The organism is Anaerolineae bacterium (genome assembly GCA_035529315.1).
Classification (GTDB): domain Bacteria; phylum Desulfobacterota; class Desulfobacteria; order Desulfobacterales; family ETH-SRB1; genus Desulfaltia.
Genome location: DATKWZ010000006.1, coordinates 53,351 through 69,186 on the forward strand (window position 1 = coordinate 53,351; position 15,836 = coordinate 69,186).

Genomic DNA, 15,836 nt, shown 5'->3' on the forward strand with positions numbered 1-15,836 from the left:
AATCTATTGATTGTCATTGATCACAAGGGATGTCCATCCCCCTCCGAGGGCCTTGTAAAGAGTTATCAGATTGGAGGTTACTTCACTCTCACTAACAGATAGCTGGTTTTGGAATGATAACAATGAACGCTGTGCATCCAGCACATCGGTGAAATCGATCAGTCCTGATAAATACAGGCTTTGCGCAAGATCAACGGCTTGCTGTGCAGCCTCTGTCGCCTCGCTTAGCGACTGTCTGCGACTATGCTCTTCAGCATAAGCAATAAGCGCGTTCTCGACTTCCTCCAGTGCTTTGAGGATTGCAGCCTCATATTGAATCAACGCCTGCTCCTGCAGAGCAGATTGCACGTCGATGTTTTTGCGGATAGTTCCTGCATCAAAGACAGGCCAGGTAATGCGTGGTCCTATACTGTGGGTTCGACTGCCGGCTAAAAACAGATTGTCCAGCGACAAGGCTTCAAGACCAATGGAGCCGAGGAGTGAAAACTTGGGATACAAATCCGCGGTGGCAACCCCTACCTGTGCGGTTTGCGCGGCCAGTTGACGCTCTGCTCGTCGGACATCCGGCCGATGTCGCAAGACATCGGCCGGCACACCAACAGCGACCTCAAGAGGGGTAACCGGAATGGCTTTGTGTTCAGACAAAGCCATTCCCAGGGAACCAGGGTATTGTCCAAGCAGAACGGATAAGCGATTCCTGGCTTGCGCGACCCCGGTATTTAGATCAGGTATCTGGGATCGGGTCTGCTCCAAATTGTACTTAGCCTGTTCTACGTCGAGCCGAGTCGACAGGCCGGCCTGAAAACGCCATTGGGCGATGTTATATGTTTCCTTCTGTGCATCAAGATTGGCGTGCGCAACCAACAACCGGGTCTGAAACGAACGCACCTCGACATAATTAAGGGCGACTTCGGCAAGCAGGCTGACAAGCACGTCCCGCAAGTCCTCTTCACTTACCTGCAGCTTAGCTTCGGCCGCTTCTATGGCGCGTTGTTTTCCGCCAAATAAATCCAGCTCCCAGGTAGCATCAAAGCCTGCTGAATAGAGCTTTCTCTCGGCCCCACTACCGGTATTTTCGCTGCTACGGCTCAACCTTGCCGCACCACTGGCGTCAATAGTTGGAAAACGATCGGCCTTGCTGATACCACGGAGGGCACGCGCCTCCCGAACCCTCGCTCGGGCCTCCTTTAAATCGAGGTTGCTTGCGACCGCCTGCTCAATCAGACTTGTCAGTACAGAATCATTGAGTATCAACCACCAATCGGCCGGCGCTTTCCTGTCTAAATCTTCGACGATCAAGCCACCCTTTATTTGAGCAGACCATGCTGCGGGCAATGATACATCAGGCAGCGCATAATCCGGCCCGACAGTCATGCACCCTGCAAGCACTGACATCATGACCATTGCCAGGAGAAGCTCCCTGAATTCTATTAAGCCTGTTTTAATTGAATTCATGTGTTACTCGTATCTCATACCAAAGCTCCAACAAACTCTGTTCATAAATTTTCATGATTTGACGTTCTTGCATTGCGCGGAGACTTGGTGTCTCGTGGACGTCGCAGTTCATGCCTCAGATGCTGAGCCAATGCCCTTCTCTCTTCCTGGCCAAACTGTATCGCTAGTTCAATAGTCGCATTTGCCAGCCCCTGCATCTTGAGGTCGCCCAGTTCGTGAAGTTTTTTCAGCTTAAGCCGGTAGGCAGCTTCATCAAATTCAGGTGCAGCTAAAATTTTCATCGCTTCTTTTCTTGCTTCTCGGATCTGATGGTATATGTTCCGATTATTTAGATGCACACTTTCCACTGTTTTAAGAAACAACGCTGCTTTATCCCTAGGCAATTTTGATATAAGCTCCGCGTGCCTTCCAATAAAATGTTCCCTGCTGAAGCGATGTGACAAATCGCCTACTATGACACCGATAAGCAATGCATTCAGAAGAAGTGAACTAAAGACCATAACCTTTATTTTTTTGCTCATAGTATCTCTCCTTCATAGTATAGAAACTCTTCTAAGTTCGTTTTGTATTGTTCGGCGGAAACATACCCCGACGGATTTGAAAAGCTCATGGCAAATCCAAATATCAAAGCAAAAATGAGCGAAACAAAAACCGCTGTACGTGCCGATTTAGGCAAACTGAATTCCCAAAGTAACTCTGAAAAAAACCCACCAGAATTGCTCCGCTCTTTTTTCTTCATATGTTGAGTCGCTGAGATAATTCGCTCTGATAGATCTATGCTCGGTTCTTCATATTTTCTCGTTTTGAGAGCTTTTTCAAAGCATTCCTCATCCGCCAATAATGCCTGGAGCTCGGAAGATCTATCCAGAGCCTTAAGCCCTGCTTCTCTTATGCCCTCCGGCCAGTTATAAACATTAGAGCCATATACAAGCATGTTTTGTTTGAAATGTTTAACGTGAATTGTCATATCAAACCTCCGTATAGATATTGTTTGACTTTGTCCTTCAATATCGTTTTGGCACGCATGAGGAGAGATTGCAGTGCTTTAACTTTTACGCCAACGATTTCCGCGGCCTCATTATTGCTTAATCCTTCATAAAAGCACAGGTTAACGGCCAATTGCTGCCTCTCCGACAGTTCACGAATGGATCTTTCCAGTATAGCCTGTTTTTGATGAGCATCTAATAAAGCATCTTGCCCAGGATTTCTGTCTATAAACTCTTCTATACCTTCGGGTAGGTCTAATGGCTTTTTCTTTTTGTTGTGATCAAGACATTGGTTTATGATCACCTTATAAAACCAGGTTGTGAATTTGGCTCGTTTGTTGGGATCCCAAAGTTTTGGTCTGCCCCATAATTTTAAAAACGCTTCCTGTACAATGTCCTCTGCATCGTCCTTATTAGAAACAAGGCGATAGGCAATCCTGTAACATCGATTAGAGTGACGACATACAAGTGCTGCAAACGCTTCATGGCTTCCCTTCTGTATCTGGTAGATCAGAGACACGTCATCCAGATGTGAGAGTTTTATATCTATGTTCACTGTTATATGTCTGCCGCCATGACTGGTTTTATAAGCAATATCACTCTTACAGGTATACGCGGGTTACGCTTCACGCAGGCATTTCATTTCCTGCTGTGAGTATCGTTGCCAGATCTCAAATATCGACATCCATCACGTCGTCCACACAAACAGCTAACGCCGCTACGACCATTTTTTTCTTCATGATTGTTTACTCATATAGATCTTTCTTTGAATATTTTCAACTGAGTTAAGTATACTTTTATAAGTTAATACGAACGAAGGTTGAAAAGTCTTCGCTTTTTTCTTTTGTACTTAATCATGCTCAAAACATCGGCAATAGTTTTGACTAATTCGTAAAAAGTCGTCACTCCGGTGAAAACCGGAGTCCATAGCTGTTGCAACTACCTGAAAATACTGGATAGCGCTAACGGTTAGCGCTGATGCTTCACTTCGTGTCACTACGTGTCAGGCTGAAGTTTATCCCGCACTTGATGCGGGGCCGGAATGACAAAAAATGTGTGTTTTCGACTTTTTACGAGTTTATCAGTTTTGACTAAACCTTAATTTTTTAGATATTGTGAAATAGTTAAAGGAATGGGGGAAAACCAGGAACAAGAAATTTTAGTTGTTCGCCTGTAAGCATATCAACGATTCTGCATCCTCCAATGAGGGTTTCCATAAAAACTTTGCGGTATATGTTGCGAACATGGCTCTCTCCTCAATGGAAATAAATATTGATTTTAGCCTGATTGTAAAGATATTATATCATCCCGGCAAAGTTGAAGCCTTTCCAGTCGAGGTGTTTGACATCACAGAGGAGGAACTGAACACTGTCTATGCATGATGATTTCATCTCCGCATTGACCCGTGAGGTCAAAGAGGAGGTTATTCAAAATTATCTTTACGAAAGGCGGTTGATAGAAGAACAGATCCACTATGCTGAGGAATTGGCACAGCACGCCGCCCAACTGCAGGAGATGCTCTTTTGCCGCTTTGCGCGCATGTATGATTTACTTTTTGAAACCGGGTTTATTAACGAATTCGTGAACATTCTTGGGTTAAAGGAACCCCCTTTTAATGATCGGATCGGCAAAAACTCAAAATGCCGAAAAGATCTCCGGTCTATTAAGGTGCACGGCCTTACCGACAAGGCCAGATTCAGGAAGCTGGCTTTAGAGGCATATCAGAGGCTGGTTACATGGAATAATAAATATACGGAGGCTCACGAAAATCTTGAAGAGGAATGCAAAGCTGTAAACACCAACCTGGCTAAATTTGAAAAAAACCACGATCTGCTCACTATTATAAATTTTTTAAGGAGTATGGATGTTGGAAATATTGTAAAAAAGCATTTTATGGGCGAAAATTTTACTCCCGAAGAACTTGGCGCAGTTGAAAAAAGCCTTTATTTTAAACCTGTACGAATCGAACAATTCAACCTTATCCAGCCACCACAGCTTCTTGATCCAGATGCTGTTCACAAAGAGCTTGGCGCTCTGGCAAACGCTGTACATGCTAAATACAGAAACAGGACAAAAGAGCTGATCAAATAAAACCAGATCACACCCATACGCCTGGAATAACGCTCTTGCAAAACTTGCATCTATTTCCGGCAAGATTATAAATTGGAATTAAATATCCTTTTCTTTCAACCAATAATTTTCCGCAATTATGGCAATAGGTATTGTTACCTTCATGGCCTGGCACATTGCCTACATATACATAACGGATCCCCTCATGCATGGCCAATTCACGAAAGCGGCTCAGGGTAGATATGGGGGTCGGCGCCAGCCTGTCTAATTTGTATCCGGGGAAAAATCGTAAAAAATGCAACGGATAATCAGGGCCGAGATTTTTGAGAATCCATTCGCACATCCTTTTAGCCATATCAGCATCATCAACATATCCCGGAACTACCAGATTAGTCATTTCAAAGTGTACCCCCTGTTCATGCAGTGTCTTAAATGTATTCAACACCGGCTCAAGCCTGCCGCCGTTTAATTTCCTGTATATGGCATCACTGTATGACTTCAGGTTTACATTGGCTGCGTCCAGAACCTTGCACAACTCCAGCAGCGGTTTTCTGTTAATGTAGCCGTTCGATATCCACAGGTTATATATGCCCTCCTCCCTAGCGATACGCGCGATGTCGATCATGTATTCAAAAAAGGTGGTTGGTTCGGAATATGTATATGCTATGGATTCGGCCTTGGCGCGCTTTGCCTCAATCACAACATCCGGCGGGAAAAGCTCGACATGGCGCACCTGCCATGGTTTTACCTGAGAAATCTCCCAGTTTTGACAGTTCAAACAGCGGAAATTGCAACCTGTGGTAGCTATGGAAAATGCCCTTGATTTTGGTTTAAAATGGAAAAGCGGTTTTTTCTCTATTGGATCGACATGCACGCTGCAGGGGTTGCCGTAGGCCAGGCTGTATAATGTTCCGTCAATATTAACTTTACTGCGGCAGACGCTTAAATCGCCCGTCGCCAGAACACATCTGTTCGGGCAGATGCCGCATGCCACCCTGTTTTTTTTTAACTTCTTATAAAGAAATCCTTCATGAGACCATTTCCATAATTTTGCAGGCGCATCCCCTGTAAACACCTTGCCGCTGATATCAACGGACCCGGATGCCTCGCTATCTGTTACTGCAACAGGCCAAAAGGAACGAAAAGGCATGGCAGTTGAAAGAACAGCCGCGCTACAATACAGGAATTTACGTCTGCTTATTTTTCTCATGTCTTGTCGCCATAATAGTTAAGCTTGTGAGTTTCAGGCCGATTAATCCCGTCGTGGCCCATACAATGCCAAGGTATGGAATAAGCACCACGCTGGTAAACAGAGTGCCAAAGGCGGCGCCTATCAAGTCAGCGGAAAAGGCTCGTGTAAACACACGATTATCACCGCCTCTTAAACGAAGCGCAACAGGAAATTGAAAACCGCATATCAAAGAAATCACAAATCCAAACAAAAGAAATAAAACAACCGGCAACCGGTCTCCGCCATACTTAATGGCCAGAATAAAAAACCCCAAAAGGATAATCAGCAGGCTGTCTGCAATTATCAGCATCTGTTTCCCTTGGCCACGTAGTTTTTCACCAAACCAGGCGCCGGGCAGCAGGCCGGCTAAAAAAACGGTTATGATCAAGCCTATCTGAAAATAAATATAACCGAAAAAAATCTGAAAAGCAAAAACAACCAGGATTTCGCTGCCCATGGTCATGCAGCCGGTTGAAAAGAGAACAAACTCTTCTGCTTTAATAAAGAACATATATATTAAAAGCAAAATTGTCAGGCCGACGATGAATCGATTCGGGGATGTGGAGAATTCGGCAAACCACTGTGAAAACATCAATCGTATCAACAGGGGGGATTCGTCGATGTTTTTAGGGGCGCCTGAATCGAGCAGATTGTTTAATCCCGCTATTTTCTCGTTTGTCATATTGCCGTAATAAAAGCCGCTGATGTAAGAGGTTTGAATCCCTTTTTCAAGAAGACACGCGGGAATATCCGTCCTGATCGGGCGGTTGCCGCACAGAAAAAAAATCTTTTGCCCCGGCAGCAGCAAAACATGGTCAAAATACTCTGACACGGTATTATACAGGGAAGAGATCTTTTGGCGCTGGGTTTCGGCAAGGTAGCTGTCAAATCCCCGCACTGAAAAACTTAATATTCCCGAGCCTGCAAGATGTTGCTTTGCCAGAGCAAAAAAGCGGGTTGTAAAAAACCGGTTTATTTGAAAAGTTTCAGGTTCAGGCAGATTGACTATTATAGCGTCATAGATTTCATCAGATTTTGTCAGGTATGCCCTGGCATCTTGATGAATAACGTGCAAACCCGGAATATCCTTTATCAGACCAAACCTGAACAAAGCAGAGCTAACCTCTGGATCAAGCTCAACATAATCTATGCGTGCGAGCCGGTATTTTTGCAATTCCTCAATCATCCCGCCTTGAGCCGAAATTATCAGAATTTTCCGGGGATCGGTTGATTGTGCCATTGGATAATGAATCGTTTCTTCCGCCATGGTCAGGTTGTGGCTGCTAAACACAGGTGTACCGTCCATAAACAGAGTAAACTGGTCATTATCTTTATAGACGGCTATGCGGCCGTATCTGGATTCGCTATAATATATTGGTTCGCCTTTGAAGCCGGCAAGTGATGCCGGCTCCATAAAAATACCGGCCAGAAGAATTGCGATGGCCAGCCCTGTGCCAATGAAAACAGATAGATGATACCGTTGGATGGAGATAAATAGAAAACAGGTTGCCGCCAACAGCGGGAGGTTGGACAGAAAAACCGCCTGCAAAGGGGTCGCGAGATAAATCAGTATAAATGAAAACAGAGCGCCGCCTGCCACATTACCGATATTGTCTGTCATGTATATGAATGCCCCGGGATAATCCGGTTTTTCAAGCCTGAGCACAAAGAGGCTATATGGAAGGATAAAGCCAAGCAGCAGTCCGTAAGGGGCAATTGTAATAAAGGTATATGTCAGGGTTGGGTAAAATCCGACCGAAGCGCCGTGAATAAAAAAATAATCACGCAGACCGCGGATGGCCATGATTTGCAAGGTTGGAACACAGGCCAGGCAGAAGGAAAGCCAGCCAAGCCGGTAGGCTGTGGGCCGCCAAAAGCCTTTAATTGCCAGATGAGCCAGAAGGGTGCCGATCCCGCCGATAATAAGCCAGTTAAAAAGAATCAGGGCAATGACAAACTCGTTTCCCTGAAATTGAGCCAGAAATTCGCGGATGATCAATAATTGAGTTACCACAGAAGAAATGCCTGTGGCAATGACCACCAGAGTTATGGCTCGTTCACTTTTTCTCTTCAAAATATTGAACATGGTAAGTCGATATTTCCAGCCTGGTGTTTTCCCATGCATTGGCCGACAGTCCGGCCTTTACACATAAATGGGAAAGAAACTTTTCCGGTCGTGGAAGCTGTTCCCAGACCTGGGGCAAAAACGTGGCTCCGGCCCTCCCTTTTCGAAGAATAACTCCGTCGACATTGACTCTCAGCTTGGAGATCAAATCCGCACCGTCAATGTATTCGAGAGGCTGAGGATTAGTCAAAATGCTGATTTCTATGTCCACATCCTCTATTTCTTCAACAGTTACAGGAGAAAAACGAGGGTCATGAAACGCTGCGCTGACGGCATTGTGCTTTACCCCGTCAACAATCGATTCTTCCGCTGCCAGGCTTCCGATGCAACCACGCAAATCGCCGCCAATCTTAAGGGTTACAAAAGTGCCGCGGAGAGCCTTAAGCGTTTCATCCTTAACGGCAGCCACCATTAAATCCGATTCTTTATCGGAAATTTCCAATCCCAGTCTTTGCATAATGGTTTGCCTGGCCAGTTTAACCAGAGCCTGTCCAAGTCGCGAATCAATTTGCTGGTGATTATGTTTTTTTTGCATAGATGAATCTCCATAAAATGCGATTGCCGCATAACCGACAACCTGTGAACGTCCTCCAGCAGTGTCCCCGCTGTTTGAATAATGAAGAAGAACCGGTTTCCAGCCATGTTTTGCGGCCATTTCAAGCACGATTAGAACAGGTATTATGCCGCATGCGCGATTGCTGCTTTTTAACAGCTTATCAGATTCCATGTTTAAAATCATATTAATTGTTTCTCTGTCTCTTTTAACGGCTTCAGGGTATGAAAGGTAGTGAGACAGATCCGAACTTGCTACCAGGAGTGTTTTTTCATCAATTACAGACTTAATTGCGTGAGACAGCAATTTTACATCGGTCCGGCCGGTAACAATCGGTATTATTTCGAATTTATTCAGATAACGCTGAAGAAACGGCAGAACAACCTCCAATGAGTGTTCAAGCCTGTCAGAGTCTGGAATAGATTGAAACAGATCGGGATTTGCGCGCAATTTTGCTGAATCATCATTCAGTCTGACAAGGCCGAGCACGGTTTCATAGGCATCTGCATTGGTTATTGCGCAGTTATTAAAACCAATCTTATGATCCGGCCCCATCAAAATAACCCTGTCAAATTGATTTTTTCTTAATACAAGCGAGGCATGAGTTGCCGTAAGCCCGGAATAAATATACCCTGCATGCGGCAGTATCAGAGCTTTAAGCTGTTTATCAGGAGGGATCTGAATGGATGTTTGTTTTGCCTGAAACGTCAAACTGTCAATCGTTTGCTCCAATTCAGACCGTGAAGCAGGATAGAAACGGCCCGCTGCTACAGCCTTACGGATACCGGCGGCACAAACGGTTTTGGCAGGCAATATAAGTATAAGGCAACCGGCCAAAAGAATTAATAAGATATAATTGAAAAGCTGTTTCATGTTATGGTAGGCACGGTTGGATTTGAACCAACGACTTCTACCGTGTCAGGGTAGCGCTCTCCCCCTGAGCTACGTGCCTGTTTTAGAAATAGCCGATATCACCTATTAATTATCCTGTCAAGGTGAGACCTTTGAATTAATAATTCGTTATGTATTTCTCCGGTTATTGTTGGAAGCATTCTGAATAAAGTTCATGCCGATGTAAGTATAATGAAGACCGGATAATATGGTTATCCCTGCGGTAAGCCAGTATAAAATCCATTTAATCATATCAGCTCCGGGAATTTTGGGGTCAAGCAGCAGAAAAAAAATGGTGAATAGCTGGAAAACGGTTGTCCATTTACTGATTGTCCTTGGTCTAATTTCAATATTTAGCTCTGCCATGGCAAAAATGGCAATGCCAAGCACTATTAAAATGTCGCGGCTTATTACAATAACGGCAAGCCATGCGGGAATAATCTTAATAACAGCCAGCACAACAAAAGCGCTGGTCAAAAGCAGCTTGTCTGCCAGCGGATCAAGATAAGCCCCCAATAGCGTCCGCTGATCTAAATACCTTGCAAAAAGTCCGTCAAGGCCGTCGCTTATCGCCGCAACAGTAAATACTAAAAGTGCAAAGTGAAACATATTTTTCAGCAGGAAAATAATAAAAAGGGGTACAAGTAATATCCTGATGACGGTTAAAATATTGGGGATATTAATTGCGGAATTTCTTTGTTTCAACTTAGCTAAATTATCCTATTCTGCCAAACTATTCTATTCTGATGTTATAAGTTCAATCCTTAAACTGTTTTGTGACACTTCATATATATTAATGCCGAACGAATCAAATGCCTTAAGCATTAAAGCATCTGCAAGCTCCTTGGCATTTCCTTGAAAATCAACGAAAATCACAGATTCATCAATCCTCATCTCTTTAAGCTGAACGCGATTTACACCAGGCATATCATTTAAAATTTTGCGAAACTGTACAAAATTTGCGAAATTAGCGGTTCCCTCAATAACAAGTTCAATATTAACGGGCTTCTTTATTTCCTTTTGCCATTCTTCAAGTATTTGCGAAGAAAGGACTTTGCCGGCAAGGGCTCCCGCATCTGAAAGCGCAGCCCTTCCACCTGCAACATCATCCACATTGGCAGAGGCGGATGTTTGCGAGGCAGAGGCAATTTCTTCGCCGGTGTCTGTCCTGAATGCCCGTACAATTACAGTCCCCTTGAATGACTTTATGTTTTTACCCATAATATTAGGCGCTTTACTTGCAATAGCTTTGCCGACTATTACCACATCCGCATTAACTCGGGCTCCGAGTTCAACAGCTTTCTTATGATCTGATTCAGGCTCTAAGCTTAAAGTCTCATTCCTCAAATTTTGCGCCGGATTTTCTGAATCAATTATCAAAAAACCCTTTTCCATCATTAGACCGGCCATGCTGTTTTCCGCAGCGCTTTTAACCGCGGACATACCTTCTCCCCACCAGTATTGGAGCAAACTATCTTCAGTGCTTTGCTCTGAAATGAAAAAGAGAACCCGCGGCATAGACTTTTTGCCTATCATAATTCCTGCAATTGAGAGTTTCTGCTGAACCTTATCAATCGAAACAGTTGCCTGAACCATTACCCTGTAAACATCCCCGGCCAATGCCTCTGTCAGCACCTTGTATCCCTTAACAAACTCTTCGGTATTACTATATAAAATTTCATTTATAACCTTAAAATTCTGAACCAGAGACTCAAACGGCAGAAAATCTTTTGCAACATTTTCTATTGCCGAAACCAGGCTGTTGGAAATTGCCAGGTCTCTTGCCGCAGCAACGTTATCAGCATATACTATGCCTGTTCCTATGACCAAAACCACGCTGTGTTCTTCAGCCTGGACAATCCCTGAAAGCATCATCAATAAAAAAAGAATAAGCAGCAATATCTGTTTTGACGGTTTCATTTTTTAATACTTCCGTGCCAGCGCGTAATCGGCAATATTTATAAGTAGCTGCCTTGTTTCTGAAGGCTTAAAAACCCCGACAAGAGCCTCCTTTGCCTTGGCAATATGTTTTACCGCCGACTCTTCGGTATATTTAAGCCCCTTGTATTTATTTAACAATTCTAATAAAATTTTAAATTCGTCGGTGGAAAAATCCTTATTTTTTATTATTTTCTCCATCACGGCCCGATCATTTGAGTCAGCCTGCTTTAATGCATATATGAGCGGCAGGGTTAATTTTCCCTCTTTCAGGTCTGCGCCTGCCTCCTTTCCAAGAATACCGGCATCTGACGTATAATCGAGAAGATCATCAATCATCTGAAAGGCAATCCCGAGATTGAAACCATAATTTGACATAGCCCTTTCCTCTTTTTCCGGGGCATCTGCGATAACCGCGCCTGCCTGACATGTGCCTTTAAAAAGGATAGCTGTCTTATTTTGGATAATTTTCATATACTCCTCTTCAGATAGATCCGGATGCCCCTTTCTCATAAGCTGGTGGATCTCCCCTTGAGACATATTTTCTGTAATTTCCGAAATAATTTTGATGACATCAAGGCGCCCTGTATCAGCCGCGATTGAAAGAACCCGCGCAAGAAGGAAATCACCCACAAGAACCGCTATTGAATTGCCCCATATTGAATGGGCTACAGGTTTGCCCCTGCGAAGCATTGCCTCATCCACAAGATCGTCATGCAAAAGTGTGGCAGCATGAAGATATTCAAACATAATCGAAAAAGTCTTGTCGGGGCTGCTATTATAACCGCATATTCTGGCGGAAAGTACCATAAGCAAAGGCCTTAGTCTCTTGCCGCCGGCAAACAATATATGACTCGCTGCCTGAGAAACCAGATCAAGATATGGATTTAAATTCTGTTTAAGGGCGATCTCAATATCTTCAAGGTCCTGTTTTGCTGAAGCTGATATCCTGTTTTTGAGGTCGCTCATACAGCTTCTCCTATAAGGTCATATTCAAGAGCATCTGTAATTTTTACGCTGGCAAAACAACCTGCCTGTAATTGATCGGAATTTATATATGTAACGCCGTCTACCTCAGGGGCCTGAAAAGCGCTGCGACCCAAAAAGATGTTATCCTTCCCCTTTTCTTCCACCAATACCTTTACAACCTCGCCGATACGCTTACGATTATTTTCCAAAGATATTTTTGCCTGGCTGGACATGAGCGAATCATAGCGCTCCCTTGCAATCTTTTCGGGAACATGTCCGGAAAGCCTGTGGCTTGGGAGGTCTTTGGAATCTGAATAAATGAAGGCGCCAAGATGATCAAAACGTATTTCCTGTATGAATTTTAGAACCTGCTGAAATTCTTTATCTGTTTCCCCGGGAAAACCCACAATAACGGTAGTCCTGATTACTGCATCAGTGTCAAGTGATCGTATTTTTGCTATAAGTCTGCACAGGTCGTCACTCGAATATTTACGACCCATCTTTTTTAAAACAGATCGACTTGCATGCTGAATCGGGATATCAAAATATGAACATATATTGCTGCGCGTTGCAACCGTTTTTATAAAAGACTCGGTTATACTTTCCGGATGCCCGTACAGGATTCTGATCCATACATTCTGCGATATGTTTGCAATACTCTCAACCAGCATGCAAAGGTCAATGGATGGGCTTAAATCCTTGCCGTAACATGTTGAATCCTGAGCAACCAGTATCAACTCCTTTACACCCGACAGTATCAAAGAACGGGCTTCGGCAACGATATCTTCAAAAGGACGGCTTCTGTATTTCCCGCGAAGCCTGGGAATAATGCAATATGTGCAGCCCTTATCGCATCCTTCCGCAACTTTTACATAGGCCATGTATGGAGAGCTGTGTATCCTCGGCACATTCTGCGGTTGAAGAGGCGCCAGGTTCGGATCCGGCAAAAGACATCTTGAAATATCGGTTAAGCCGCCGGCAGCAGCATGCACAATCTCATCAAAAGCCCCTGTGCCAAGGAAAAAATCAACTTCCGGAAGAGCAGATACTATCTCCTCCCTGAAACGTTCCGGCAGGCATCCGGTAACAATCAGTTTCTTGCAGTTATTGCTTTGTTTAAGCTTTGACAGTTCAAGTATGGTGTCAATCGATTCATTAATTGCGGGTTCGATAAAACCGCAGGTATTGACAATTATTATATCGGCTTCTTCAGGGTCCTGCGTGGTTGACCAGCCGGCCTTTGCAAGCAGGCCCAGCATTACTTCACTGTCAACGAGATTTCTTACGCAACCTAAACTCACTAAATGCAATTTCATTATAGTATATTATAGTGCCTAAAGTTAGCTAATAGACACCTCAGGTTTCGCGCCCTTGATTTCTATCAAATTCAAGACGGTAAAGGAGCCAAATTCAATTTTTCAAGCGAAATGATTCATCGGTCTTTTAAACCAGCACTCCACGGATTGTACCATGGACAGGCACAAACGATATATAACTTACTGAACTTATACGTAGTTTCAAGCATTGTCTTAATGTTTGTTATTGGTGCCGTTGTCGAAGCCTAAGGTATAATATTTCGCTTTAAAAATTTATTTTGGCCCTTACCAGCTTTAATAAACAAAAAAGGTGCGAAGCTTGAACACTTTAGCTCACTTTAATCTCTTTATCTCATCTACAATTAAAGGCACAATTTCAAAAAGATCGCCGACGATTCCATAATCTGCCTTAGAAAATATTGGCGCATCAGGATCCTTGTTTATGGCCGCAATAACCCTGGATGACGACATGCCTGCAAGGTGCTGAATGGCTCCGGATATTCCGCAGGCTACATACAGGTTTGGAGAAACAACCTTTCCGGTCTGCCCGACCTGATCTGAAACAGGACGCCATCCCTCATCAACCGCTGATCTTGATGCGCCCACAGCGCCTTTGAGCAGGTCGGCAAGCTCTTCAATAACAGAAAAATCGCTGCCGCCCATGCCCCTGCCGCCTGAAATAATCACATCAGCTTCTGTAAGTTCAACTTTGCCGGTTTCCAGATTCTTTTCGACAAAGGTTAAATCGGTCTTTCCGAGATCCACATCAAGTTTTTCAACTGATCCGGCCCCTGCTGTCTTTACAATACTCATAGAATTAGGCCGAATCGCCGCTATCTGAGGATTCCCGTCAAGAGCCACATCAGCCAGGATTTTACCGCCGTACATTGGACGGGTTATTACAAGATTGCCGTTCTCAACTTGAACAGCCACACAATCCATGGCCAGAGGCGCATTTATTCGCGCCGCAATTCGCGCCGACAATTCCTTCCCCTGCGTTGACGCGCCCAAGATCACGACACAAGGGTTTTCTCTATCAATAATATCCGTGATTACATTAGTATAGGCATCATTTACATATTCACGAAGAGCCTGGTTGTCGGCTACCAGTATTCTGTCCGCCCCATATTCCCCGAGCTCTTTTGAAATATCTTCACCAGCTCCCAAAACAACGGCTGTAAGGGGGCAGCCAAGGCTGTTTGCGATACGCCTGCCTTCACTTAAAACTTCGTAAGTAATTTTTCGAAAAGCAGCGTCTGACTGTTCTGCTATTGCGAGTACACATTGCTGTGACATAATTCTCTCCTAATTATATTACTTTTGATTCTTCATGCAAAACTCTGACAAGAGCCGCGGCCTTTGCCTGAGCGGAGTCTCCGTCAATAATCTTGCCTCCCGCCCTTTCCGGAGGATATTTCATTGCCTTTATCCTTGTCATCGGCTTGCCCACCTTTTCAGCATCTAATCCGATATCTGCAAGGGTTTTGATGTCAAGAGGCTTCTTTTTTGCTTTCATAATGCCCGGAAGAGAAGCATAGCGAGGCTCGTTCAACCCGCGCTGTGTGGTAAAAAGGGCCGGCAACGGCGCATCAAATATTACTGTTCCGCCTTCGACTGTACGGTGACACCTGATTTTCCCGTCTATGATCTCCTGCTTTATTACCATCGAAACATGTGGGATGCTTAAATATTCGGCTACTGCTACACCTACCTGAAAATTATCATCATCAACAGCTCTCTGGCCGGCTATGATCAGATCAAACGGAATCTTCTTTAGTGCTGCAGCCAGAATACGCGCTATGCCAAGGCTATCGCATCCTTCTATCGCTGGGTCCTGTATCAGCACACCGCTGTCCGCTCCCATTGCCAAGGCGGTTCTTATTGACTCTGTTGTTTTTTTGCCCCCCACGGAAAGGATTGCGACAGAGCCTCCGTGTGCTTCCTTTAGCCGGATAGCCTCCTCTACCGCAAATTCATCATAGGGATTGATGACCATCTTGATATCATCTGTCTTGATTGAGACCCCGTCATCGGCGATTTCTATAAACGATTCTGTCGATGGTACCTGCTTTAACAACACAACAATGTTCACTTTCTGTATCCTTTCTTTTTTAGTTAGTTACTCAGGTTTCGCGCCCTTGATTTCTATCAAAGCCAAGGTGGTAAAGGAGCCAAATTCAATTTTTCAAGCAAAATGATTTATCTGTCTTTTTTAACCAGCACTCAACGACTTGTGCCGAGAACAGGCACAAAGGATATATAACTTACTGAACTCATACGTGGTTTCAAGCATTGTCTTAAT

15 protein-coding genes and 1 tRNA gene are annotated in these 15,836 nt (G+C 44.2%); 2 read left to right on the forward strand and 14 right to left on the reverse strand.

From position 1 onward, the window contains the following. Positions 1–3: 3 nt before the first annotated feature. Genes VMW78_01060 through VMW78_01075 form a run of 4 tightly spaced genes read right to left on the reverse strand, consistent with a single transcriptional unit; the run spans position 4 to position 2,997 of the window. The gene (locus VMW78_01060) at positions 4–1,455 is read right to left on the reverse strand and encodes an efflux transporter outer membrane subunit (GenBank protein HUV49600.1); all 1,452 of its coding nucleotides are present in this window, start codon (positions 1,453–1,455) and stop codon (positions 4–6) included. A gap of 41 nt (positions 1,456–1,496) precedes the next feature. Then, positions 1,497–1,976 (reverse strand): periplasmic heavy metal sensor, encoded by a 480-nt coding sequence (locus tag VMW78_01065; GenBank protein HUV49601.1) that lies wholly within the window; start codon positions 1,974–1,976, stop codon positions 1,497–1,499. Continuing rightward, positions 1,973–2,422: a hypothetical protein gene (locus tag VMW78_01070; protein ID HUV49602.1), complete on the reverse strand. Its 450-nt coding sequence runs from the start codon at positions 2,420–2,422 to the stop codon at positions 1,973–1,975. The genes VMW78_01065 and VMW78_01070 overlap by 4 nt, the downstream gene beginning before the upstream one ends. Then, positions 2,419–2,997, reverse strand: a complete 579-nt coding sequence (locus VMW78_01075) for a sigma-70 family RNA polymerase sigma factor (protein ID HUV49603.1) — start codon at positions 2,995–2,997, stop codon at positions 2,419–2,421. Before VMW78_01075 ends, VMW78_01070 begins: the two co-directional genes overlap by 4 nt. A gap of 703 nt (positions 2,998–3,700) precedes the next feature. Between VMW78_01075 and VMW78_01080 the strand changes: the two genes are divergently transcribed. Together VMW78_01080 and VMW78_01085 are read left to right on the forward strand one after the other, a co-directional pair. Next, positions 3,701–3,823: a hypothetical protein gene (locus tag VMW78_01080; protein ID HUV49604.1), complete on the forward strand. Its 123-nt coding sequence runs from the start codon at positions 3,701–3,703 to the stop codon at positions 3,821–3,823. After that, on the forward strand, positions 3,816–4,532 hold the full coding sequence (locus VMW78_01085; protein HUV49605.1) for a hypothetical protein: 717 nt from the start codon (positions 3,816–3,818) through the stop codon (positions 4,530–4,532). Before VMW78_01080 ends, VMW78_01085 begins: the two co-directional genes overlap by 8 nt. 7 nt (positions 4,533–4,539) lie before the next feature. Here VMW78_01085 and amrS read toward each other — a convergent pair whose 3' ends face one another. The 10 genes from amrS to VMW78_01135 all read right to left on the reverse strand — a co-directional run bounded on the left by amrS (position 4,540) and on the right by VMW78_01135 (position 15,626). Then, complete coding sequence (gene amrS, locus VMW78_01090) at positions 4,540–5,721, reverse strand: AmmeMemoRadiSam system radical SAM enzyme (GenBank protein ID HUV49606.1); 1,182 nt, start codon at positions 5,719–5,721, stop codon at positions 4,540–4,542. Further along, entirely contained in the window at positions 5,699–7,867 is a 2,169-nt protein-coding gene (locus VMW78_01095) for a hypothetical protein (protein ID HUV49607.1), read from the reverse strand. Before VMW78_01095 ends, amrS begins: the two co-directional genes overlap by 23 nt. Continuing rightward, positions 7,800–9,293, reverse strand: a complete 1,494-nt coding sequence (gene amrB, locus VMW78_01100) for an AmmeMemoRadiSam system protein B (protein HUV49608.1) — start codon at positions 9,291–9,293, stop codon at positions 7,800–7,802. The genes VMW78_01095 and amrB overlap by 68 nt, the downstream gene beginning before the upstream one ends. A gap of 4 nt (positions 9,294–9,297) precedes the next feature. After that, positions 9,298–9,372, reverse strand: a tRNA-Val gene (locus VMW78_01105). A gap of 68 nt (positions 9,373–9,440) precedes the next feature. Next, entirely contained in the window at positions 9,441–10,016 is a 576-nt protein-coding gene (locus VMW78_01110) for a CDP-alcohol phosphatidyltransferase family protein (GenBank protein ID HUV49609.1), read from the reverse strand. A gap of 33 nt (positions 10,017–10,049) precedes the next feature. After that, positions 10,050–11,231: a hypothetical protein gene (locus VMW78_01115; protein ID HUV49610.1), complete on the reverse strand. Its 1,182-nt coding sequence runs from the start codon at positions 11,229–11,231 to the stop codon at positions 10,050–10,052. 3 nt (positions 11,232–11,234) lie between these two features. After that, a complete protein-coding gene (locus VMW78_01120) occupies positions 11,235–12,218 on the reverse strand; it encodes a polyprenyl synthetase family protein (GenBank protein ID HUV49611.1) in 984 nt (327 codons plus the stop codon). Further along, positions 12,215–13,534 carry a 30S ribosomal protein S12 methylthiotransferase RimO gene (rimO, locus tag VMW78_01125; protein HUV49612.1) on the reverse strand — a complete coding sequence of 440 codons (1,320 nt, stop codon included), beginning with the start codon at positions 13,532–13,534 and terminating at the stop codon, positions 12,215–12,217. The genes VMW78_01120 and rimO overlap by 4 nt, the downstream gene beginning before the upstream one ends. 333 nt (positions 13,535–13,867) lie before the next feature. After that, positions 13,868–14,830, reverse strand: a complete 963-nt coding sequence (locus VMW78_01130; GenBank protein HUV49613.1) for an electron transfer flavoprotein subunit alpha/FixB family protein — start codon at positions 14,828–14,830, stop codon at positions 13,868–13,870. A gap of 13 nt (positions 14,831–14,843) precedes the next feature. Continuing rightward, positions 14,844–15,626 (reverse strand): electron transfer flavoprotein subunit beta/FixA family protein, encoded by a 783-nt coding sequence (locus tag VMW78_01135; GenBank protein HUV49614.1) that lies wholly within the window; start codon positions 15,624–15,626, stop codon positions 14,844–14,846. Positions 15,627–15,836: the final 210 nt, after the last annotated feature.